The organism is Streptomyces sp. NPDC032126 (assembly GCF_055580085.1).
Genome location: NZ_JBVIMA010000013.1, coordinates 132620 through 154526, shown reverse-complemented (window position 1 = coordinate 154526; position 21907 = coordinate 132620). Strand labels below are relative to the sequence as shown.

The window sequence follows — 21907 nt, the reverse complement described above, 5'->3', positions numbered from 1 at the left end:
TTGTGCGACCGCGAGGCACAGCAGTTCGGCGTCCGTCAGTTTCGGGGGTCGCCCGATCCGGCGACGGGGTGCCACATGGTCGTCGATGAACACGTACAGTGCCGCGAGAAGGGCGTCCAGGCTGGTAGTCACACACGAGCCAACGGGCGCCCTTCGCCATGGTCGCGGCCAGCACAAACATCGGACTCATTCATCTAGGGGCCCGCGCGAGCCGTAATCGGCACCCACCGGAATCGGCCCGACCCCGCCGCCCCGGCCGAACACTCCCACTCCCGCAGCCCGCCCGGCACGCCGCCCGCATCCCCGCCGCGCCGTCGTCGTCACCGGGATCCCAGCCGCCCGCACCCCCGCCGCCTCGTCGCTTCCACCGGGATCCCTGCCGGCCGCACCCCCGCCGCCTCGTCGCCTGCCCCGGGATCCCTGCCGCCCGCACCCCCGCCGCCTCGTTGCCCGCCCCGGGATCCCAGCCGGCCACACCCCCGCCGCCTCGTCGCTTCCACCGGGATCCCTGCTGGCCGCACCCCCGCCGCCTCGTCGCCTGCCCCGGGATCCCGGCCGCCCGCACCCCCGCCGCCTCGTTGCCCGCCCCGGGATCCCAGCCGGCCACACCCCCGCCGCCCAGTCGCCCTCACCGGGATCCCAGCCGCCCGCACCCCCGTAGCCCCGTCGCCCCCGCCCGAAGCCAAGCCGGGGCCACCGTCCCTCATCCCCGAGGCACCCCGGAGGACCCCCGTACCATCAGCTCCCCGCGGATCATCGCGATGCCGCCGGGCGGGGGCTCCTCGCGGCCCATCGCGATCCGGCCCGCCCGGGCGCCGGCCTCCGCCAGCGGCAGCCGTACCGTCGTCAGCGCCGGCACCGCGTCCACGCTGAACGGCAGGTCGTCGAACCCGGCCACGCTCACGTCCTCCGGGATCCGCAGGCCGGAGTCCCGCAGCGCCGCGCACGCGCCCAGCGCGACGGAGTCGTTCGCCGCGACCACGGCGGTCAGCGAGGGGTCCCGGCGCAACAGCTCCAGCGTCGCCTCGTACCCCGCCCGCCGGTCGTAGCGCCCGTGCACGGTCCACCGGGGATCCTCCTCGATCCCCGCGGCGGACAGTGCGGCCCAGTGCCCCTCCAGCCGGTGCCGGGTGGTCGTCCGCTCCTCCGGCCCCGCGATGTACCCGAGCCGCCGGTGCCCGAGCCCGATGAGGTGCTCGGTCAGCTCGCGCCCGCCGCCCCGGTTGTCGAAGGTCAGCGCCACCGCGTCGGTCTCCGGCGCGGGCGGCCGCCCGCACAGCACGATCTTCGTCCCGGCCGCCGCCAGTTTCCGCAGCTTCGCCGCCACCGCCGCCGCGTGCGGCTCGTGCTCCACGGCCCCGCCGGTCAGCACGACGGCCGCCGCCCGCTGCCGCTGGAGCAGGGTCAGATACGTCAGTTCGCGCTCCGGCGAGCCGCCCGTGTTGCACACCACGGCCAGCCGTTCGCCGCCCGCCCGGCCCCCGGGTCCGCCGATCTCCGACTGGATCGCGCTCGCCATGATCCCGAAGAAGGGGTCGGCGATGTCGTTCACGAGGATGCCCACGAGGTCGGACGTCGCCGCGGCCAGCGCGCTCGCGGGGCCGTTGAGCACGTAGTCCAGCTCGTCCACCGCCCGGAGCACCCGCTCGCGGGTGGACGCCGCGACCGGGTAGTTCCCGTTCAGCACGCGCGACACCGTCGCGGGGGAGACCTGGGCGCGGGCCGCCACATCCGCCAGGGTCACCGTCATCTCGTCGTCCTCCGGTCGCGCATCTCGTCGTACGTGGTCGTACGCCCTCGTAGACAGGCCGCGCTGGGTCTTGGTTCCGAGCGTGTCGACGGGTGTGTCGACGGGCGTGTCGAGCAGACCATACGACCCAGGGCCCCTGTTGTTCGCCCCCTCGAACAACTCGAAGTGGACACGGCCTTGTCCGCACCCCCGCCGAGAGGCTAGCTTCTCATTGATAGAAAGCGCTTGCTGTGACGCTGATCAGGTGGAGGCGTACGTGCGGCGCGCACACCCCGCCTACCGCTTCTCCGAAGGGACCGACGTGACACGCAAGACGGTGCGTATCGCCATGAACGGCGTGACCGGCCGCATGGGCTACCGCCAGCACCTCGTACGCTCCATCCTCGCCCTGCGCGACCAGGGCGGACTCGACCTCGGCGACGGCACCCTGCTGTGGCCGGAGCCGATCCTCGTCGGCCGCCGCGAGCACGCCCTCACGGCGCTCGCCGAGCGGCACGGCCTGGAGCACTGGGCGACGGACCTGGACGCGGTCCTCGCCGACCCCACCGTCGACATCTACTTCGACGCCCAGGTCACCTCCGCCCGCGAGGAGGCGATCAAGAAGGCGATCGCCGCCGGCAAGCACGTCTACACGGAGAAGCCGACGGCGACCGGCCTCGCGGGCGCCCTCGAACTGGCCCGGCTGGCGGCGGCCGCCGGCATCAAACACGGCGTGGTCCAGGACAAGATCTTCCTGCCGGGCCTGCTGAAGCTGAAGCGCCTCATCGACGGCGGCTTCTTCGGCCGGATCCTCTCCATCCGCGGCGAGTTCGGCTACTGGGTCTTCGAGGGCGACTGGCAGCCCGCCCAGCGCCCCTCCTGGAACTACCGCGCCGAGGACGGCGGCGGCATCGTGGTCGACATGTTCCCGCACTGGGAGTACGTCCTGCACGAGCTGTTCGGCCGGGTGACGTCCGTCCAGGCCCTCACCGCCACCCACATCCCGCAGCGCTGGGACGAGAACGGCAAGCCCTACGACGCCACCGCCGACGACGCGGCGTACGGCATCTTCGAACTCGAAGGCGGCGCCATCGCCCAGATCAACTCCTCCTGGGCGGTCCGCGTCAACCGCGACGAACTCGTCGAGTTCCAGGTCGACGGCACGGAGGGCTCCGCCGTCGCCGGGCTGCGCAACTGCCGTGTCCAGCACCGCAGCGCCACCCCCAAGCCGGTCTGGAACCCGGACATCCCCGCCACCGAGGTCTTCCGCGACCAGTGGCAGGAGGTCCCGGACAACGGCGACTTCGACAACGGCTTCAAGGCGCAGTGGGAGCTGTTCCTCAAGCACGTCTACGCCGACGCCCCCTACCACTGGGACCTGCTGGCCGGCGCGCGCGGCGTGCAGCTCGCCGAACTGGGCCTGAGGTCCTCGGCCGAGGGCCGCCGCCTCGACGTGCCGGAGGTCTCCCTGTGACGATCCGACTGCCTCGGGGCGACGGGCGGCTGCGGGCGTACGAGCCGCGCGGCGAACCCCTCGCCGTGACCCCCGGCACCCCCTTCACCTCCCGGACGGTCTTCTCGGCGGCGCATGTCGTCGCCGACCCGTTCGCCGACGTGACCCCGGACTCCCCGGCGGCCGTCGACTGGGACACCACCCTCGCCTTCCGCCGCCACCTGTGGTCCCACGGGCTCGGCGTCGCCGAGGCGATGGACACCGCCCAGCGGGGCATGGGGCTGGACTGGGCGGGCGCGGCGGAGCTGATCCGCCGCAGCGCCGCCGAGGCGCGTGCCGTGGGCGGCCGTATCGCCTGCGGGGTCGGCACCGACCAGCTGGCCGCCGGTTCCCTGGCGGAGGTCCGGGCGGCGTACGAGGAGCAGCTCGCGCTCGTGGAGGAATCCGGAGCCCAGGCGATCCTCATGGCCTCCCGCGCCCTCGCGGCGGCGGCCCGGGGACCCGAGGACTACCTGGAGATCTACGGCCGGCTCCTGCGCCAGTCGGCCGAACCGGTGATCCTGCACTGGCTGGGCCCGATGTTCGACCCCGCGCTGGAGGGCTACTGGGGCTCGACCGACCTGGACGCGGCGACGGAGACCTTCCTGGAGGTGATCTCGGCCCACCCCGACAAGGTGGACGGCATCAAGGTGTCCCTCCTGGACGCCCGGCGCGAGATCGACCTGCGCCGGCGCCTGCCCGACGGGGTCCGCTGCTACACCGGCGACGACTTCAACTACCCCGAGCTGATCGCGGGCGACGAGAAGGGCTTCAGCCACGCCCTGCTCGGCATCTTCGACCCGCTGGGCCCCCTGGCGGCGGAGGCGGTACGGATCCTGGACACGGGGGATGTGAGGGGCTTCAGGGGGGTGCTGGACCCCACGGTCGAGCTGTCCCGCCACCTCTTCCAGCCCCCGACCCGCTTCTACAAGACGGGAGTCGTGTTCCTGGCGTGGCTGGCCGGCCACCAGAGCCACTTCACGATGGTCGGCGGTCTGCAGTCGGCCCGCTCCCTCCCGCACTTCGCGCGCGCGTACGAACTGGCGGACGGGCTGGGCCTGTTCCCCGACCCGAAGCTGGCGGAGGAACGCATGAAGAACCTGCTCTCGCTGTACGGGGTGGACCAGTGACGTCGGATCTCGCGCGTTTCAGCATCAACCAGATGACGGTGAAGCAGCTGTCGATGCCCGAACTGGTCGAGGCGTGTGTGCAGTTGGGCGTGCCAGGGGTCGGCCTGTGGCGCGAACCGGTCCACGCGTACGGCGTTGAGGCGACGGCCAAGTTGATCCGCGAGGCGGGCCTGACGGTCACGACCCTCTGCCGGGGCGGCTTCTTCACGGCGATCGACCCGGCGGAGCGGACGGCGGCCCTGGCGGACAACAGGCGGGCCATCGAGGAGGCGGCCACGCTCGGCACGGACGTCCTGGTCCTGGTGTCGGGCGGTCTCCCGTCCGGCTCGAAGGACCTCCACGCCGCCCGCGAACGCATCGCGGACGCACTGGCCGAACTGGGCCCCTACGCGGAACAGCACGGCGTGAAGCTGGCGATCGAACCCCTCCACCCCATGTACGCCTCCGACCGCTGCGTGGTCTCCACCCTGGCCCAGGCCCTGGACCTCGCGGAACGCTTCCCGGCACACCAGGTGGGCGTCACGGTCGACACGTACCACATCTGGTGGGACGACACGGCCCCGGCCCAGATCGCCAGGGCGGGCGCCTCCGGCCGCATCCACACCTTCCAACTCGCCGACTGGACCACGCCGTTGCCCGAGGGCGTCCTGAACGGCCGGGGCCAGATCGGCGACGGCGCGATCGACATGCGGGAGTGGCTGGGCCATGTGACGACGGCCGGCTACACGGGACCGATCGAGGTGGAACTCTTCAACGAGGACCTGTGGGCGCGGGACGGACGGGAGGTGCTGGGGGAGACGGCGGAGCGGTTCGCGCGGCACGTGATCGCGTGAGTCGCCGCCGGGGGAAGGGCCGCACGGCCGTCGGGCGCGAGGGAGCGCCCGGCGGCCGTTTGGCTTGACCTCGCGTTGCGTTCGCAACAGCGCGCACGAGAGGGTGGTCTGTGAGCTGAAGTGCGAATGTGCTGTCGGTCAAGTGGTTTCGTCGCTGGGTGCCCACAAGCAGGGGATGTTCGGGCCCGGTGCTGACCAGATCATTTTTGCCGAGGATCTGGCGCGCAGCGGAGTACCGCCGCAAAATATGGACTTTGAATACAAAATCCCGCCGGGTTCGGATGCTGATATTCGCATCAGGGATGATTCAGGATTCGTGTATTCCTATCAAATGAAGCACCTCAATAACCCTGCGAATGAAGTAGCCGAGATTACGAGAGGTAAGTATTTGCTGCAGTTGGCCCGGAGTGAGGCCGACTGTCGCATCATGCTCGTGGACGGTGCTCGAGGGACGCGAGCCGATTGGATCGCGAACGGCTCCTACGATGCTCTCATGGATGTTCATAACGGCGTAGACGGTCCGAAGGGTGAGGGCATCACCTTCGTCGTACGCCTGGAAGACGGCACGCTGGTGATCCCGCCCGGCGCCAAGACCGACCCTAAGGACATGCTGTGATCACCACCGACCCCGTTGGCGAGTGGACCTGGGAGGTCGACTCCGACGGTCCCGGCGTCCAGCCTTCGAGAGCGCTCGAACTCGTGGTGGTCGTTTGGAAGACCTTGGTCAAGACCGGAATCGCCGTCGCGGCCGCAGAGGCCGACATCGCTGTACGTGCCATGCGTGACGCGCGGGATATCGCTTTCGAGGAGACCGGTCTTTCCATAGAAGGAGAACCGCTTGCGCCTGGGTCTGCGTGGTCCCGCGTCGCCACGCATGTCGATTCCTTGTCGGGTGACTTTGTCATCGGCGTTCGTATGCGATGCCCGGGTCTGTGGTCGGAATCGGGCGCTCGACATCGAGCTGAGGAACTGTTCACGATCCAGGTCGACGTCTGGAAGCGGAGTCTCGTCGTTGTGACACTCCAAACCTACTCCGATGTCTGGCTGACAATGGACACTCGCGGTCGTGAACAGATCGCCATCTGCAAGGAGAACGCCCCTCGGCTTGCGCTGGCCCTGAATGAAATTTCGGGTCTTATCGGCTGTCCTCCTGAGCCAGGTGACGAGAACCGCTATGCGGTCCCCACTGTGAGTGGCTTTGAAGATGTCAGGGACGAGGGTCCCGCATATGTCGACGCCTGGGGAACGTTCGAGGTCGCGGCCCGCTCTCGACGGCTCAGATCCCCGCTTCCTTCGACTGAGGACGAGTATCCGGAGACCACCGAGCAGCCCGTTCATTACTTCACCGTGCAGGACGACGGCGGGACACTGGGCTACGTATGGGCGGCACAGGGAGACAACGCAGCCGGCTTCGAGCCCCGGACTGCCGCAGGTGAGCCGGCGTTCCAGGCCGGGCGGGCGTGGCTTCTGAGGCTGCGCGAGGCACATCGGCTCGGCATTCCCGCCGCCGGTGTCCTGAACTGGCTTGTCCAGCAGAAGACCCCTGCTGGGGCAGGGCACATCGCGGAGGACGAACCCCGAACCTGCGCCTCGCTCGATGCGCTGGAAGAGCTCTCAGGGCGCTGGTAGCCATGGCGCGCTTCACTCGTTCCCCTGAACGGCATCGAGCTCACGGAGACACCGGATGACGAAGGATGTCGTCGCTCTCACCCCGAAGATGCCCGATACCCGCTCCTTGCTGGTCGGTCTCTTCGCGGGAGGCCCGGAACTGCGCCTGACCGCTGCCAGTGACGGTGCCGTCCTCCATCTGTGCACCCCCGACGGCAGCCCGCTGGTTTCCATGGAGGCCCCGCTCCTCGTCCACACGCCGGGTGAGGCCGAGCGGCTCCTCGGCCCGGATGTGTCCGTTCCGCCGCTGCCCTACTGGTGGACGGACATCAGGACCTCGGACGCCACACCCGAGGCTGGCGTGCTCGCCGGGTCGGTTGGTGGGAGGCTGACGACCCTTCTCGGAGGCACCGTGTGGCCACGGGGCGCGGCCACCACCCGTACGGTGGACATCCCGGCAGCTCAGGACCGGGCGATTCCCGATCAGCACGATGACCTCGCGGCCTCGGTCGACGTCCTGACCGAGTCGACGGCCGTCGTCCTCTCCGATCGCCCGGTGCTCGGCCTCACCACCCGGCTGGCTGATCTCCTCCGCCTGACCAGCGCCGCGAACCGCGCCCTTAACCTGGTCACCCCCGCCCGCACCCGCCTCACCCTGCCGTTCCGCACAGCCCTGGGGGCGGCGCCGAACCGCTGGGTGGTTCAGGATCGCGACGGTGGCTATTACGACGGCCTGTCCGGGGTTCCACTGGCCTGGCGGGGCGGCTCGTTCCTGCCGACCGGTGACGGGGTGGTCGCCGACTCGTTCACCGGCGGAGCCGCACCCACCGAGCAGCGGCAGCTCACCCTTGCCTTCCGGTCCGTGCACGCACCCGACCATCACCTCGTCCTCGGTCGTGCCCTGGAGGCCGCCTGGCGCCACCTCACCGGCGCGGCGCCCGTCGGCTGGGGTACCGCCGAGCCGGTCAACCTTCCCTGGTCGACGGCCCAGTTGACCGACCTCGCCCGCGATCGGGCGCCCGCCCCCACCCAGCTCATCGCCGTGGGCAGTCCCGACCGACCGGCCATCGCCACGCACCGCGTCTCCCGTACGACGGCGGGTGTCGTCGAGGAGGTCAACCTCACCCTCGGCTATGACCAGCCCCATGACATGCCCCTGGATGCCGTGGAGTCCCTCGCCGAGATCCTCGTCGCGGAACACGGCCTGACGACCATGCTCGTCACCGTCCGCGCGGCCCGCGCCGACCTCACCGTGCCCGCGCATGTGGAGGGACCGCCCCTCCCGATGTCCTTTACTCTCGGCCCGCGGGACGTGCGCAAGGTCGGCCTCGCTCAGCGGCGCCCCGCTGCGCGCCGCCCGCAGCACGTTGGGTCGTCTGCGTCACCGGCTCTGCACTACCCCCTTGGGGACGGGGCCGACCCCAATTCTTGGATGGTGCTCCAGAGTCTCGCCGCGCACCTCAAGACAGCGGCGACCAGCGGAATTTCCCGTCTCTGACGGCAACCACGAACGCCGACCAGCTGTCCGACGAGAAGACCACAGCCGGGCCGGTGGCCGCCTTGCTGTCGCGGACCGGTATGGCGGCGTGGCCACGGGCGACCTCTAGGCAATCGGCCTGACTTCCGCCGCTGTAACTGGACTTGTACCAGCCGGTGATCGTGAGTGCATCGGTGACGGTGTAGTCACTGCTGACCATGTGCGTGCTCCTCAGCCGCGGCTCTGACGAGGGCCAGCGACTCCTGTCGGGACATTGCGTCACTCAAGGCCAGAGCGTAGGCCGTCTGACAGGCGTTCACCAACGGTGGATCGTCCATCAGGCGCCCGGTTTCGAACGCGTCGACGTAGGCCACCGGGGCGGAGTCCTCGAAGCTCATCAACGTGAGCAGGCTCTCCATGAGCGGGTGCGCACCAACGCTGTACGGCAGTACGTGCAGCCGAATCCGTCGTGACTCGGCCAAGTTCGCGATCTTTCGCAGCTGTTCCGCCATGACCTGAGGTCCCCCGACCGCGCGTCGCAGTACGGCCTCGTCCAGAAGCGTCCAGATGACAGGGGCCGACGGTCCGTCGAGGATCCGGGCACGGCCTGTTCGAATGACAACCGCTTCGTCAAGTTCCTCTTCCGTGGAATTGGTGCGATATGCGGCGAACACCGCCCTCGCGTAATCGGGGGTCTGAAGCAGTCCTGGAACCAGCGTGAGCGCGAACTGCTGGATCAGCGTGGCCTGCCGCTCCAGTTCGGCAGCAGCAGCGAATCGGGGGTCGTACCTGCTCTCCAGGTCCTCAAGCCACCGCGCGAAGAACCCGTCCGTGCCCAGCGCCTGATCGATCCGCTGAGCGTCATCCGGCTTCGGCAATCGCCGCCCCGCCTCGAAGTGGCTGATCAACGTGGCCGAGCACACGACCAGTTCACCCAGTTCCTCCTGCGTGAGGCCGGCCGCTGTGCGCCGAAGCCTCAGCTCTTCCCCGTACTTCTCCCGCTGAGTGCGCGGTGTTCGAGGATTCGACATCCGGCAACTCCCAACTTGACGAGTGCGTTGTCAAGCTCCACCCCCTGGAAGCGTAGCCACGGCCGACCCCACTCTGTGAGTGATTCGCAACAGACCGCAGTCACCCCAGGTGAGAAAGCAGGCCGACGTGCCCGGATCCATCGCCCGTCTCTTCGAGGGGCTCCGGAAGCTCTGCCCCCTGGCGCGCAAGCGTCGCCCCATTGCCGTAGAGGAACGTCCGCCCACAACGCCGCCCAGCGTCCTTGGCGTCGGCGTCGGCTCGCTGTTCTTTCCGCGTGAGGAGAGCGACAAGTGAGCGGCACGGGACACGAGGAGCCGGCTGCACGCCTGCTGCCCTGGACGAGCCCCGAGGGCAAGCCCTGCTACGTCGTGGGTGACGGCACCGGCTACGTCTCTCGGCTCGCCGACGAGATGGAAGGTGTCCAGCTCCGCATGGCCGGTGAGCTGCTCGGTCACGCCGACGCGCTGCTCGCGGAACGTCGGGCCACCGCCGGGGAATTGCGTTACCTGGCCCGACGGCTCTGTGATTCACTACGCGATCTCACCCGCATCGCCGAGAGCCGTGGGGCCCGGCTGGGGCACGGTGGTGACGCCGGGGTGGAGTTCTTCGTTGAACAGGGCCTTGGTAGTGAATGAAGAAGGGTCGCCGGCTGATGGGTGAAGTCGTGGGGACGGTCGGGGCGTTGTGGCGGTATCCCGTCAAGTCGATGCTCGGGGAGCGGATCGCCGACGCGGAGGTGAGTGAGCGGGGGATCGATGGCGATCGGGGGTTCGCCTTGTTGGATCAGGAGACCGGCAAGGTCGCCAGCGCCAAGTCGCCCCGCTTGTGGCGGGAGTTGCTGCGGTGTACGGCGACCGGCACCACCGGCACCGGGGGTGTTCGGATCGCCACGCCCGACGGTGCCTCATGGCACGCCGGTGATCTCGACGTCCACGACGGGCTCTCCGCCTATCTGAATCGCAAGGTGAGCCTCATCGACATCCCGCCGACCGGCGCCACGCTCGTGCGGGACCGGCCCGACGAGGTTCTCGAAGCCGGGGTCGACGCCGATGTCGCCGCCGACCTCGTACCGTTCGGTTCCGCCGCCCCGCCCGGCACCTTCTTCGACTTCGCCCCGCTGCACCTGGTCACCACCTCGTCCTTCCGGAGCATCGCGAGCCTCAGCTCACGAGGTGACATCGAGATCCGGCGCTACCGCCCCAACCTCGTCATCGACACCGACGCCGCCGGGTTCCCCGAGCACGAGTGGGTCGGCGAGCGGCTCCGGATCGGCGCCGACGTCATCGTGGAGATCGTCGCCTCGACTCCCCGGTGCGCCGTGCCCACCCTCGCCCACGGCGATCTTCCCCGTGACACGGAAGCCCTGCGCGTTCCGGCCCGGCACAACCGCGTCCCCGCTCTGCCGGGGCGTGCGCCGGATGCCTGTGTCGGGGTCTACGCGAGGGTCGTACGGGGCGGGCGTCTCTGTGCGGGAGACGGCGTACGGATGTGACCGGTTTGTGTCGGATCTGACCGTTTTAAAAAATCTTCGGGAACCCTGCAACCCTCCCGACTCCGAGCGTGTCGTACATGGCGTCAGAACTTCTGGAGGGGGACCCGGGGGGATCGGGGGGTTCTGGCAAGAGGGGGGCAGCCGAGGGGCCCGGTCGACGGACCGGGTCCCTCGAAGTAATTTCGCGGGTCGAAGTATTTCCGCAGGGCGAAGAGTTCCGCAGGGCGGTCGGTCAGAAAAATACCCCGCACCTCAGCAGCACATTCGCATACGGCCGAGCCTCCCCCGTCCGCACCACCAGCCGCGCCCCCGCCGACAGCTCCTTCAGCCGCTCGTGCGAGACATACGTCAGCTCACCGAAGCTCTCCTCCAGCAGCTCCGCCGCCGCCGGATTCGCGCCCCGTACCTCGGATGCCGCCGTCGCCCCCTCCACCACCAGCTCGGCCAGCAGTCCCTCCAGCACCTCCGCGAAGGACGGCACCCCGGCCCGGAACGCCAGGTCCACCACCCGTGGCCCGACCGGTATCGGCATGCCCGCGTCGCACAGCAGCACCCCGTCCCCGTGCCCCAGCTCGGCCAGCGCGCCCGCGAGATGGCGGTTCAGGATTCCCGCCTTCTTCACAGCGCCTCGACCTCCTGCGCCGTCGGGAACGACTCCTGCGCCCCCGGCCGCGTCACCGCCACCGCCCCGACCCGGGCCGCGTACGCCGCCGCCTCCGCCAGGGACGCGCCCGCGCCCAGCCGCCATGCCAGGGCCGCCGTGAAGGAGTCACCCGCGCCGGTCGTGTCGACGGCCTCCACCTTCACCGGGTCCACCCGCACCACGCCCTCGGCGGAGGCCACCAGCGCGCCCTCCCCGCCGAGTGTTACCACCACCGACCGCGGCCCCTTCGCCAGCAACAGCCGGGCCCAGTCCTCCGGCGCGTCACTGATACACGCCTCGCCCAGGATCACCTTGGCCTCGTGCTCGTTGACGATCAGTGGGTCGCAGGCCGCGAGCAGCACGGCGGGCAGCGGGCGGGGCGGGGATGGGTTCAGCACGAAGCGGCTGCCCGGCGCGAGGCTCGCCGCCACCGCCACCACCGTCTCCAGCGGGATCTCCAGCTGCGCCGACACCACCCGCGAGGCGTGGAAGAGGCTCGCCGCGGCCCGTACGTCCGCCGGTGTCAGCCGGCCGTTCGCGCCCGGCGACACCACGATGCTGTTGTCGCCCGACGGGTCCACGGTGATCAGCGCGACCCCGGTCGGCGCCCCGCCCACCAGCACGCCCACCGTGTCGACCCCGGCCGCCCGCTGGGCGTCGAGCAGCAGTCGGCCGTGCGCGTCGTCGCCCACGCGGGCCAGCAGGGCCGTACGGGCTCCGAGGCGGGCGGCGGCGACGGCCTGGTTGGCGCCCTTGCCGCCGGGGTGCACGGCCAGGTCGGAGCCGAGCACCGTCTCACCGGCCGCCGGCCTGCGCTCGACGCCGATCACCAGGTCGGCGTTGGCCGACCCCGCGACCAACAGGTCGTAGTCGTACATCAGGCAACTCCCCCATCACACATCAGCTATCTCCCCGATCACGCATCAGCCGTTTCCCCGATCACACATCGCACTTCTCCCCGTCACGTCCAGCGGGCGGTCACCCCCAGGCGACCGCCCACCCCTCACCCGTCTCAGCCGTCTCAGCCGCTGAACCCGGCCACGTTCTCCTTCGTGACCACCTTCACCGGCACCTTCACCGTCTGCGGGACCTCCTTGCCCTGCAGGGCCCGCAGCGCGTTGTCCACCGCGATCCTGCCGAGCTGGGACGGCTGCTGCGCCACCGAGGCGAACAGCGCACCCTGTTCAACGGCCTTCAGCCCGTCCGGAGTTCCATCGAAGCCGACGACCTGCACGGACGTACCGGCCTTCGCGCCCAGCGCCTTGATCGCGCCCAGCGCCATCTCGTCGTTGGCGGCGATCACGCCCTGCACGTCCGGGTGGGCCTGGAGCAGGTTCGACATCACGTCGAGGCCCTTGGTGCGGTCGAAGTCGGCCGGCTGCTGGGCCACCACCTGGATGCCGGGGTACGCCTTCAGCCCCTTGGCGAAACCTTCCGCCCGCTCGCGCGCCGCCGACGTACCGGCCTGCCCCTGAAGGATCACGATCTTGCCCTGGCCGCCCAGCTTCTCGGCGATCGACTTCGCCGCCAGCTCACCGCCGGCCACGTTGTCCGACGCCACCAGGGCGTTCACATCGGCCTTGTTGACGCCGCGGTCCACCGCGATGACCGGGATCTTCGCCTTGTCGGCGGCCTTCACCGAGTTGCTCGCCGCGTCCGAGTCCACCGGGTTGACGATGATCGCGCCGAAGCTCGAACTGGTGAAGTTCTGCAGCTGGTTGGCCTGCTGCGAGGCGTCGTTCTGCGCGTCCGTTACCGTGAGGTCCACGCCCAGCTTCTTGGCCTCGGCCTGCGCGCCGGAGCGGATCTGCACGAAGAAGGGGTTGTTCAGCGTCGACAGGGACAGGCCGACCTTCGGCCGGTCCGTGGCGGAGCCGCCGTCGTGCAGGAAGGACGTCGCACCGACGATCGCCACGGTCACCACGGCCGCGAGGGCGTACGTGGCGGCCTGCCGGCCCTTGCCGAAACCGCCACCGATACCGCCGCCGAGACCGCCGACCCCGCCCGCACCGCCGGCCGCGGGAGCCGCCCCGGCCTTGCGGCGCACCGTGTCGAGCAGCACCGCCAGCGCGATGACCACGCCGATGACGACCTGCTGCCAGAAGGCGGAGACGGACAACAGGTTGAGCCCGTTGCGCAGCACCGCCAGGATCAGCGCGCCGATCAGCGTGCCGGACGCCTTGCCGGTGCCGCCCGCGAGAGAGGCACCGCCGATGACGACGGCCGCGATCGCGTCGAGCTCGTAGCCATCGGCGGCCTGCGGCTGCGCGGAGGACAGACGGGCGGCGAGCACGATGCCCGCGGCGGCCGCGAACAGGCCGGAGAGCGCGTAGATCGCGAGCTTCTGCCGCTTCACCCGCAGACCGGAGAGGCGGGCGGCCTCCTCGTTGCCGCCGATCGCGTACATGGAGCGGCCGATGTACGTCCGGCCCAGCACGAAGGCGGCGATCAGACCCATGACGACCATCACCAGCACCGGCACCGGCAGCCAGCCGCCGAGCGTGTCCCCGAGGTGCGAGACCGAGTCGGGGAAGGCGATCGGGGAGCCCTCGGAGATCACCAGCGACAGACCGCGGCCCACCGACAGCATCGCGAGCGTCGCGATGAACGGCGGCAGCTTGCCGTACGCGATGAGGAAACCGTTCACCAGACCGGCCGCGACGCCGGTCGCGACGGCGAGCACCACGGCCAGGACGACCGGCACCCCGTGGGACGTCGCGCTCCACGCGAGGACGGTGGCCGACAGCGCCGCGACGGACCCGACCGACAGGTCGATGCCCGCCGAGACGATCACGAAGGTCACACCGAAGGCGAGGATGGCGGTCACGGCCGCCTGGACACCCACGTTGAGCAGGTTGTCCGTGGTGAGGAAGTCACCCGACAGCGCCGACATGGCGATGACGAGGACGATCAGCGCGGTGAGCGCGCCGTTGTCGAGGAGCAGACGGCGGACCGCCGCGGCGCCACCGGCGCCCGTCGTGCTGCCCTTGAGCGTGTCAGTGGCCACGAGCGGCCTCCTTGTCGTGCGTGGGGTCGGTCGTGGAGGTGACCGCGGGGTTGCTGACGGCGAGTGCCATCACGGAGTCCTGGGTGGCCTCGTCGGCGGACAGCTCGCCCGCGATCCGGCCCTGTGCCATCACCAGCACCCGGTCGCTCATGCCGAGCACCTCGGGCAGATCGCTGGAGATCATGAGTACGGCGGCACCCTGAGCGGTGAGCTCGTTGATCAGCTGGTAGATCTCGACCTTCGCGCCGACGTCGATGCCGCGCGTCGGCTCGTCGAGGATGAGGACCTTGGTGTCGGCGAGCAGCCACTTGCCGATGACGACCTTCTGCTGGTTGCCGCCGGAGAGCGTGCGCACCTGCTGGCCGAGGCCCGCCATGCGCACACCGAGCTGCCGCGCGATCCGCTCGGCCGCCGTGTGCCGGCTCTTGAGGTCGACGAGCCCCGCGCGCGTGGTGGACCGCAGGGTCACCAGCCCGAGGTTCTCCTCGACGGACTGGTCGAGCACCAGGCCCTGGCCCTTGCGGTCCTCGGGCACCAGGCCGATCCCGGCCGCCATCGCCGCGTTCACGTCGTGCCGGCGCAGGCCCTGCCCGCCGACCTTCACGGCGCCCTTGTCGTACGGGTCCGCGCCGAACACCGCCCGGACGACCTCGGTGCGGCCGGCGCCGACCAGCCCCGCGATACCGACGACCTCGCCGGCGTGCACCTCGAAGCTGACGTCGTGGAAGACGCCGTCGCGGGTGAGGCCCTCGACGGACAGCAGCGCGGCGCCCCGGTCGGCCCGCTCCCTCGGGTACTGCTGCTCGATGGACCGCCCGACCATCAGGCGTACGAGCTCGTCCTCGGGCGTGGTCGCGGGGACCTGGCCGACCGACCTGCCGTCCCGGATGACCGTGACCCGGTCACCCAGGGCGGCGATCTCCTCCAGGTGGTGGGTGATGAAGACGATCCCGACGCCGTCCTCGCGCAGCGTGCGCACGATCGCGAAGAGCTTCTCGACCTCCTCCGAGGTCAGCACGGCGGTCGGCTCGTCCATGATGAGCACGCGCGCGTTGAGGCTCAGCGCCTTGGCGATCTCGACCATCTGCAGGCGGGCGATGCCGAGTTCGCGCACCCGCGCGCGGGGCGACACGTTCACGCCCACGCGCGCGAGGAGGACCTCGGCGTCGGCCTCCATCCGCTTCCGGTCGATCATCCCCAGGCGGCGCGGCTGCCGGCCGAGGAAGATGTTCTCGGCGACCGTCAGATCGGGAACGAGGTTGAACTCCTGGTAGATGGTGGCGATGCCCAGCCGCTCGGCGTCCTGGGCGCCACGGATGCGCACCTCCTCGCCGTCCACCAGGACGCGGCCCGCGTCGGGGTGGTAGGCGCCCGAGAGCATCTTGATCAGCGTGCTCTTGCCGGCGCCGTTCTCGCCGAGCAGCACGTGCACCTCACCGCGGCGCAGCTCGAAGTCGACGCCGTCGAGCGCGACCACGCCGGGGAAGGTCTTCCGTATGCCCTCGATGCGCAGCAACTCGTCCGGGTTGCTCACGACTGGCTCCTGTTCACTACGGGGGGCCGCACAGCGGGGGACTGTGCGGGGTACTGCGCCGGGTTCTCGCCGCACGAGCGGCGTACGACGAGCCGGGCGGGGAGGGTGACGGACTGCGGGGGCCGTCCCTCGATGCGGTCGACCAGCGCGCGTACGGCCGCGCGCCCCAGCTCGCCCGTCGGCTGGGCGATCGCCGTGATCGGCGGATCGGTGTGCACGAACCACGGGATGTCGTCGAACGCGGCCAGCGCGATGTCGTCCGGTACGCGCAGCCCACGCGCGCGTACGGCGTCCAGCGCGCCCAGCGCCATCAGGTTGTCCGCGGCGAACACGACCTCGGGCGGCTCGGGCAGGTCGAGGAAGCCCTCGGTGACCCGCCGGCCGCTCTCGGCCTGGAAGTCGCCCTGGCCGATGTAGGCGTCCGGGAGGGGCAGCCCGTACTCGGCGAGCGCCGCCCGGAACGCCTCGACGCGCTCGCTGCCGGTGGTGGTCGCCGCCGGGCCCGCGATGATGGCGAGCCTGCGATGCCCCAGCCCGTGCAGATGCGCGACGAGATCCCGTACGGCCTCGCGCCCGTCGGCCCGTACGACCGGCACGGCCACGCCCGGGATCCACCGGTCGACGAAGACCATGGGCGTCCCGGCCCGCACGGCGTCCAGCATCAGCGGGGAGCCGCCGTCCGTGGGGGAGACCAGCAGACCGTCGATACGGCGGTCCAGCAGGGTCCGTACGTGGTGGTCCTGGAGGTCGGGCCGCTCGTCGGCGTTGCCGATGATGACGCTGTAGCCGAGCGCGCGGGCCTCCTCCTCGACGGAGCGGGCCAGCTCGGTGAAGTACGGGTTGAGCACATCGCTGATGACGAGGCCCAGGGTGTGGGTCTGGTCGGTGCGCAGCGACCGGGCGACGGCGTTCGGGCGGTAGCCCAGCGCTTCGACGGCGGCCAGCACGCGCGTGCGTGCGTCGTCGCTGACCGACGGATGGTCGTTCAGGACGCGCGAGACCGTCGCGACGGATACGCCCGCCTCGGCGGCGACGTCCTTGATGCTCGCCATCGCCGTTCCACCTCCTCGTGGAATCGATTACATCGACTGTAGGGAGGATTGGAATCGATTACACGGCGATTAATCAAGCCCTCAACCACATCCCGAGACCGGATCGTGATGAAGGCGGGTGGGCGATGTCCTCGGAGGCGCGGTGGGCGATGGTCACGGAAACATCACCTCTTTCACGCTTCCTCCATGCGGGCATCCGGCGCGCACTACGGTCACCCCCACCCGTAACGCCCTGGGGGGACGAGATGAGCAATCCGTACAACGCGCCCATGCCGCCCGTGCCGCCGATGCCGCCCGCGCCGCGTCCGCCCGACCTCCGCCCGCTGCGCAGGCGCAAGCGCGTGTGGTTCGGCGGCGCGGGTCTGTTCCTCGCGGGCGCGCTGATCGTCGGCGGCGGGAACAGCGGGAACGACGCGAAGCAGCCCGTCGAGGCCAAGGTCCGGCCCGCCGTGACCGTCACCGCGACCGTGACGGCCACGCCCGCGCCCGCCCCGACCGTCACCGAGACCGTCAAGGCCACGGCCGAGCCCGGCCCCACCGTCACGGTCACCCGGACCGCCGCCGCCAAGGCGGCCGGCACCGGCAGCGGCACCGGCGCGAGCAGCCAGGACAGCGGCAGCGAGGACAGCACCGGGACGTGCTCGATCGTCTCCAACGCGGGGAACTGCTACTCGGCGGGCCAGTACTGCCGCAACAGCGACCACGGCGCCTCCACCACCACCGCGAGCGGCGCGAGGATCGCGTGCGTGTACCGCTCGAACGCGTGGCGCTGGGCCTACGCCTGACGGGGCTTGGTCAGGCGGCGGCACTGTCAGTCGCCGCCGGTACCGTCGGATCATGGCCAATGAGGCGGGGAGCGGGGAGCGGCGACCAGCCGTTGTCGAAGGCGTACTGGAGCGGATCACCTATGCCAACGAGGAGAACGGCTACACGGTCGCCCGGGTGGACACCGGCAGAGGAGCGGGCGATCTCCTCACGGTGGTCGGCGCGCTGCTCGGCGCCCAGGTGGGGGAGTCCCTGCGCATGGAGGGACGCTGGGGATCCCACCCCCAGTACGGCAAGCAGTTCACGGTGGAGAACTACACCACCGTCCTGCCGGCCACCGTCCAGGGCATCCGCCGCTATCTGGGATCCGGCCTGGTCAAGGGCATCGGCCCGGTCTTCGCCGACCGCATCACCCAGCACTTCGGCATCGACACGCTGACGATCATCGAGGAGGAGCCCAAGCGGCTGATCGAGGTCCCCGGCCTCGGCCCGAAGCGGACGAAGAAGATCGCCGACGCCTGGGAGGAGCAGAAGGCGATCAAGGAGGTCATGCTCTTCCTCCAGACGGTGGAGGTGTCGACGTCCATCGCCGTGCGGATCTACAAGAAGTACGGCGACGCCTCGATCTCCGTGGTGAAGAACCAGCCGTACCGCCTCGCCGCCGACGTCTGGGGCATCGGTTTCCTCACCGCCGACAAGATCGCCCAGTCGGTCGGCATCCCGCACGACAGCCCGGAGCGCGTGAAGGCGGGGCTTCAGTACGCGCTGTCGCAGTCGGCCGACCAGGGCCACTGCTACCTCCCCGAGGAGCGGCTGATCGCCGACGCGGTGATGCTGCTCCAGGTCGACACCGGCCTGGTCATCGAGTGCCTCGCCGAGCTGGCGGCCGCCCCGGAGGACGGCGAGGACCCGGGGGTCGTACGGGAGAAGGTGCCCGGCGAGCACGGCGAGCCGATCACCGCGATCTACCTCGTCCCCTTCCACCGGGCCGAACTGTCCCTCTCCGCCCAGCTGTTGCGCCTGCTGCGCACCGACCAGGACCGTATGCCCGCCTTCCGCGACGTGGCCTGGGACAAGGCGCTCGCCTGGCTGGGGGCGCGCACCGGCGCCGAGCTCGCCCCGGAGCAGGAGGCGGCCGTGAAGCTGGCGCTGAGCGAGAAGGTCGCCGTGCTCACCGGTGGACCCGGCTGCGGCAAGTCCTTCACCGTGCGCTCGATCGTGGAGCTGGCCCGCGCCAAGAAGGCCAAGGTGCTCCTCGCCGCCCCCACCGGCCGGGCCGCCAAGCGCCTGGCCGAGCTGACCGGCGCCGAGGCGTCGACCGTGCACCGCCTGCTGGAGCTCAAGCCCGGCGGTGACGCGGCCTACGACCGGGACCGGCCGCTCGACGCCGACCTGGTGGTGGTCGACGAGGCGTCCATGCTGGACCTGCTGCTGGCCAACAAGCTGGTGAAGGCCGTGCCGCCGGGCGCGCACCTGCTCTTCGTCGGGGACGTCGACCAGCTGCCCAGCGTCGGCGCCGGGGAGGTGCTGCGGGATCTGCTCGCCGACGGCGGTCCGATCCCCGCCGTGCGCCTCACGCGCGTGTTCCGCCAGGCGCAGCAGTCCGGTGTGGTGACCAACGCGCACCGGATCAACGCGGGGCAGCATCCGCTCACCGACGGCCTGAAGGACTTCTTCCTCTTCGTCGAGGACGACACGGAGGAGGCCGGCCGGCTCACCGTGGACGTGGCCGCCCGGCGCATTCCGGCCAGGTTCGGCCTCGACCCGCGCCGGGACGTGCAGGTGCTGGCGCCGATGCACCGAGGCCCGGCCGGCGCCGGCACGCTCAACGGGCTGCTCCAGCAGGCCATCACCCCGGGCCGCCCCGACGTGCCGGAGAAGAGGTTCGGCGGCCGGGTCTTCCGTGTCGGCGACAAGGTGACCCAGATCCGCAACAATTACGACAAGGGCAGCAACGGTGTCTTCAACGGCACGGTGGGCGTGGTGACATCACTCGACCCGGTCGACCAGCGCCTCACGGTGCTGACGGACGAGGACGAGGAGGTGCCGTACGAGTTCGACGAACTGGACGAACTGGCGCACGCGTACGCGGTCACCATTCACCGTTCCCAGGGAAGTGAATATCCCGCCGTGGTGATCCCCGTCACCACCGGGGCATGGATGATGCTCCAGCGGAACCTGCTGTACACGGCCGTGACGCGCGCCAAGCGGCTGGTCGTCCTCGTCGGTTCGCGCAAGGCGATCGGCCAGGCGGTGCGCACGGTCTCGGCGGGCCGGCGCTGCACGGCGCTGGACTTCCGCCTCTCGGGGGCCTGACCTCCGGGGCCTGACCTCGGGTGTCGCGGCGGCTTTCCGGTGCGGGCCGTGCGCACATCGTGAGGCATCAGAAAAAATGATCGATCAAATGAGTCATGAAGGTCACAAGCACTTCCGGAAGCGGGACGAAGGCGGCAGGATGAGCAAGTTGGCGGCACTGAGTGCCGTCAATAAGCCCAATGGTCGACCCCGAGTGCACTCTCCTGCGCCAAATGGGGGATGGTAGAGACAGTCAGGGCAACCTCGAAGATGAGGCACAACGTCGGTGAGGGAAGACGTGAGCGACAACTCTGTAGTACTGCGGTACGGCGACGGCGAGTACACCTACCCGGTGATCGACAGCACCGTCGGCGACAAGGGCTTCGACATCGGGAAGCTCCGCGCCCAGACCGGTCTCGTGACCCTGGACAGCGGGTACGGCAACACGGCCGCCTATAAATCCGCGATCACCTACCTCGACGGTGAGGCGGGCATCCTCCGCTACCGCGGCTACCCGATCGAGCAGCTGGCCGAACGCTCCACCTTCCTGGAGGTCGCCTACCTGCTGATCAACGGCGAGCTGCCGACGGTCGACGAGCTTTCGTCCTTCAAGAACGAGATCACGCAGCACACCCTGCTGCACGAGGACGTCAAGAACTTCTACAAGGGCTTCCCGCGCGACGCCCACCCGATGGCCATGCTGTCGTCGGTCGTCTCCGCGCTGTCGACGTTCTACCAGGACAGCCACAACCCGTTCGACGAGAAGCAGCGCAACCTCTCGACGATCCGGCTGCTCGCCAAGCTTCCGACGATCGCGGCGTACGCGTACAAGAAGTCGATCGGTCACCCGTTCGTCTACCCGCGCAACGACCTCGGCTACGTCGAGAACTTCCTGCGCATGACGTTCTCGGTCCCCGCGCAGGACTACGAGCTGGACCCGGTCGTCGTCTCGGCGCTGGACAAGCTGCTGATCCTGCACGCCGACCACGAGCAGAACTGTTCGACGTCGACGGTCCGGCTCGTCGGCTCGTCGCAGGCGAACATGTTCGCGTCGATCTCGGCCGGCATCTCCGCCCTCTGGGGCCCGCTGCACGGCGGCGCCAACCAGTCCGTCCTGGAGATGCTGGAGGGCATCCAGGCGACCGGCGGTGACGTCGACTCCTTCATCCGCAAGGTGAAGAACAAGGAGGACGGCGTCCGCCTGATGGGCTTCGGCCACCGGGTCTACAAGAACTTCGACCCCCGCGCCAAGATCATCAAGGCCGCCGCGCACGACGTCCTCTCGGCCCTCGGCAAGTCCGACGAGCTGCTGGACATCGCGCTGAAGCTGGAGGAGCACGCGCTCTCCGACGACTACTTCGTCTCGCGCAGCCTCTACCCGAACGTCGACTTCTACACCGGCCTGATCTACCGCGCCATGGGCTTCCCGACCGAGATGTTCACGGTCCTGTTCGCCCTCGGCCGCCTCCCGGGCTGGATCGCCCAGTGGCACGAGATGATCAAGGAGCCCGGCTCCCGTATCGGCCGCCCCCGTCAGATCTACACGGGCGTCGTCGAGCGCGACTTCGTCCCGGTCGAGGAGCGCTGACCCCAGCGCGGAGCCGCGTAGTACAGCGAAAGGCGCCCTGGCGCCGGTCCCCCCACGGGCCGACGTCCAGGGCGCCTTCCCATGTCCCGGTGCGGATTCCCCCCACGGGATCCGGCCGGGCGTCTGTGAGGACACAGCGCCTGAATCGCTGGTGAACATGTGCGATCTGCCGGGACAGCGCACGCTGGGAGGGCCGCTCAAAGCTTCCCGGTGTACGTGCCCCGGCAACG

The 21907-nt window shown here is 70.1% G+C and carries 19 protein-coding genes and 1 pseudogene; 11 read left to right on the top strand and 9 right to left on the bottom strand.

From position 1 onward, the window contains the following. Together ACZ5NW_RS35405 and ACZ5NW_RS35400 are read right to left on the bottom strand one after the other, a co-directional pair. Positions 1-132 (bottom strand): annotated as a pseudogene (locus tag ACZ5NW_RS35405) (IS982 family transposase); the annotation flags it as partial. A gap of 571 nt (positions 133-703) precedes the next feature. Then, positions 704-1750, bottom strand: coding sequence for a LacI family DNA-binding transcriptional regulator (locus ACZ5NW_RS35400; protein ID WP_468748132.1), 1047 nt, complete (start codon positions 1748-1750; stop codon positions 704-706). A 301-nt stretch (positions 1751-2051) separates the two neighbouring features. Here ACZ5NW_RS35400 and ACZ5NW_RS35395 point away from each other — a divergent pair, with 301 nt between their 5' ends. The 6 genes from ACZ5NW_RS35395 (at position 2052) to ACZ5NW_RS35370 (ending at position 8290) form a co-directional block, all read left to right on the top strand. Further along, positions 2052-3203 carry a Gfo/Idh/MocA family protein gene (locus tag ACZ5NW_RS35395; protein WP_468748131.1) on the top strand — a complete coding sequence of 384 codons (1152 nt, stop codon included), beginning with the start codon at positions 2052-2054 and terminating at the stop codon, positions 3201-3203. Then, the gene (locus ACZ5NW_RS35390) at positions 3200-4351 is read left to right on the top strand and encodes a dihydrodipicolinate synthase family protein (protein ID WP_468748130.1); all 1152 of its coding nucleotides are present in this window, start codon (positions 3200-3202) and stop codon (positions 4349-4351) included. Before ACZ5NW_RS35395 ends, ACZ5NW_RS35390 begins: the two co-directional genes overlap by 4 nt. A gap of 32 nt (positions 4352-4383) precedes the next feature. After that, on the top strand, positions 4384-5184 hold the full coding sequence (locus ACZ5NW_RS35385) for a sugar phosphate isomerase/epimerase family protein (RefSeq protein WP_468748129.1): 801 nt from the start codon (positions 4384-4386) through the stop codon (positions 5182-5184). Positions 5185-5326: 142 nt separating this feature from the next. Next, complete coding sequence (locus ACZ5NW_RS35380) at positions 5327-5800, top strand: hypothetical protein (protein ID WP_468748128.1); 474 nt, start codon at positions 5327-5329, stop codon at positions 5798-5800. Then, positions 5797-6813: a hypothetical protein gene (locus tag ACZ5NW_RS35375; RefSeq protein WP_468748127.1), complete on the top strand. Its 1017-nt coding sequence runs from the start codon at positions 5797-5799 to the stop codon at positions 6811-6813. Before ACZ5NW_RS35380 ends, ACZ5NW_RS35375 begins: the two co-directional genes overlap by 4 nt. 55 nt (positions 6814-6868) lie before the next feature. Continuing rightward, on the top strand, positions 6869-8290 hold the full coding sequence (locus ACZ5NW_RS35370) for a DUF6177 family protein (protein WP_468748126.1): 1422 nt from the start codon (positions 6869-6871) through the stop codon (positions 8288-8290). On the opposite strand, the gene ACZ5NW_RS35365 is transcribed toward ACZ5NW_RS35370, so the two are convergent. After that, on the bottom strand, positions 8253-8489 hold the full coding sequence (locus tag ACZ5NW_RS35365) for a DUF397 domain-containing protein (protein WP_468748125.1): 237 nt from the start codon (positions 8487-8489) through the stop codon (positions 8253-8255). The genes ACZ5NW_RS35370 and ACZ5NW_RS35365 overlap by 38 nt on opposite strands. After that, entirely contained in the window at positions 8476-9300 is an 825-nt protein-coding gene (locus tag ACZ5NW_RS35360; protein WP_468748124.1) for a helix-turn-helix domain-containing protein, read from the bottom strand. The genes ACZ5NW_RS35365 and ACZ5NW_RS35360 overlap by 14 nt, the downstream gene beginning before the upstream one ends. Positions 9301-9591: 291 nt before the next feature. On the opposite strand from ACZ5NW_RS35360, the gene ACZ5NW_RS35355 reads away from it, so the two are divergent. Both ACZ5NW_RS35355 and ACZ5NW_RS35350 read left to right on the top strand, forming a co-directional pair. After that, on the top strand, positions 9592-9936 hold the full coding sequence (locus tag ACZ5NW_RS35355; protein WP_468748123.1) for a hypothetical protein: 345 nt from the start codon (positions 9592-9594) through the stop codon (positions 9934-9936). Between the two features lie 17 nt (positions 9937-9953). Beyond that, on the top strand, positions 9954-10793 hold the full coding sequence (locus ACZ5NW_RS35350) for an MOSC domain-containing protein (protein ID WP_468748122.1): 840 nt from the start codon (positions 9954-9956) through the stop codon (positions 10791-10793). Between the two features lie 232 nt (positions 10794-11025). On the opposite strand, the gene rbsD is transcribed toward ACZ5NW_RS35350, so the two are convergent. The 5 genes from rbsD to ACZ5NW_RS35325 all read right to left on the bottom strand — a co-directional run bounded on the left by rbsD (position 11026) and on the right by ACZ5NW_RS35325 (position 17029). After that, positions 11026-11415, bottom strand: coding sequence for a D-ribose pyranase (gene rbsD, locus ACZ5NW_RS35345; protein WP_468748121.1), 390 nt, complete (start codon positions 11413-11415; stop codon positions 11026-11028). Continuing rightward, positions 11412-12314 carry a ribokinase gene (locus ACZ5NW_RS35340; RefSeq protein WP_468748120.1) on the bottom strand — a complete coding sequence of 301 codons (903 nt, stop codon included), beginning with the start codon at positions 12312-12314 and terminating at the stop codon, positions 11412-11414. The genes rbsD and ACZ5NW_RS35340 overlap by 4 nt, the downstream gene beginning before the upstream one ends. Before the next feature lie 143 nt (positions 12315-12457). Next, entirely contained in the window at positions 12458-14443 is a 1986-nt protein-coding gene (locus ACZ5NW_RS35335; RefSeq protein ID WP_468748119.1) for an ABC transporter permease/substrate-binding protein, read from the bottom strand. After that, the gene (locus ACZ5NW_RS35330; protein WP_468748118.1) at positions 14433-15977 is read right to left on the bottom strand and encodes a sugar ABC transporter ATP-binding protein; all 1545 of its coding nucleotides are present in this window, start codon (positions 15975-15977) and stop codon (positions 14433-14435) included. Before ACZ5NW_RS35330 ends, ACZ5NW_RS35335 begins: the two co-directional genes overlap by 11 nt. Further along, positions 15974-17029, bottom strand: a complete 1056-nt coding sequence (locus ACZ5NW_RS35325) for a LacI family DNA-binding transcriptional regulator (protein WP_468748117.1) — start codon at positions 17027-17029, stop codon at positions 15974-15976. The genes ACZ5NW_RS35330 and ACZ5NW_RS35325 overlap by 4 nt, the downstream gene beginning before the upstream one ends. Before the next feature lie 245 nt (positions 17030-17274). Here ACZ5NW_RS35325 and ACZ5NW_RS35320 point away from each other — a divergent pair, with 245 nt between their 5' ends. The 3 genes from ACZ5NW_RS35320 to ACZ5NW_RS35310 all read left to right on the top strand — a co-directional run bounded on the left by ACZ5NW_RS35320 (position 17275) and on the right by ACZ5NW_RS35310 (position 21677). Next, positions 17275-17814, top strand: a complete 540-nt coding sequence (locus ACZ5NW_RS35320; RefSeq protein ID WP_468748116.1) for a hypothetical protein — start codon at positions 17275-17277, stop codon at positions 17812-17814. 52 nt (positions 17815-17866) lie between these two features. Next, on the top strand, positions 17867-20110 hold the full coding sequence (recD2, locus tag ACZ5NW_RS35315; RefSeq protein WP_468748115.1) for an SF1B family DNA helicase RecD2: 2244 nt from the start codon (positions 17867-17869) through the stop codon (positions 20108-20110). Positions 20111-20387: 277 nt separating this feature from the next. Next, complete coding sequence (locus tag ACZ5NW_RS35310) at positions 20388-21677, top strand: citrate synthase (protein ID WP_468748114.1); 1290 nt, start codon at positions 20388-20390, stop codon at positions 21675-21677. Positions 21678-21907: the final 230 nt, after the last annotated feature.

Bases quoted from the DNA above. Each gene is read 5' to 3' on its own strand.
- ACZ5NW_RS35400 (WP_468748132.1), bottom strand. From the start codon at position 1,750: ATGACGGTGACCCTGGCGGATGTGGCGGCCCGCGCCCAGGTCTCCCCC.
- ACZ5NW_RS35385 (WP_468748129.1), top strand. From the start codon at position 4,384: ATGACGGTGAAGCAGCTGTCGATGCCCGAACTGGTCGAGGCGTGTGTG.
- ACZ5NW_RS35370 (WP_468748126.1), top strand. From the start codon at position 6,869: ATGACGAAGGATGTCGTCGCTCTCACCCCGAAGATGCCCGATACCCGC.
- ACZ5NW_RS35365 (WP_468748125.1), bottom strand. From the start codon at position 8,489: ATGGTCAGCAGTGACTACACCGTCACCGATGCACTCACGATCACCGGC.
- ACZ5NW_RS35360 (WP_468748124.1), bottom strand. From the start codon at position 9,300: ATGTCGAATCCTCGAACACCGCGCACTCAGCGGGAGAAGTACGGGGAA.
- ACZ5NW_RS35350 (WP_468748122.1), top strand. From the start codon at position 9,954: ATGGGTGAAGTCGTGGGGACGGTCGGGGCGTTGTGGCGGTATCCCGTC.
- ACZ5NW_RS35340 (WP_468748120.1), bottom strand. From the start codon at position 12,314: ATGTACGACTACGACCTGTTGGTCGCGGGGTCGGCCAACGCCGACCTG.
- ACZ5NW_RS35325 (WP_468748117.1), bottom strand. From the start codon at position 17,029: ATGGCGAGCATCAAGGACGTCGCCGCCGAGGCGGGCGTATCCGTCGCG.
- ACZ5NW_RS35320 (WP_468748116.1), top strand. From the start codon at position 17,275: ATGAGCAATCCGTACAACGCGCCCATGCCGCCCGTGCCGCCGATGCCG.
- recD2 (WP_468748115.1), top strand. From the start codon at position 17,867: ATGGCCAATGAGGCGGGGAGCGGGGAGCGGCGACCAGCCGTTGTCGAA.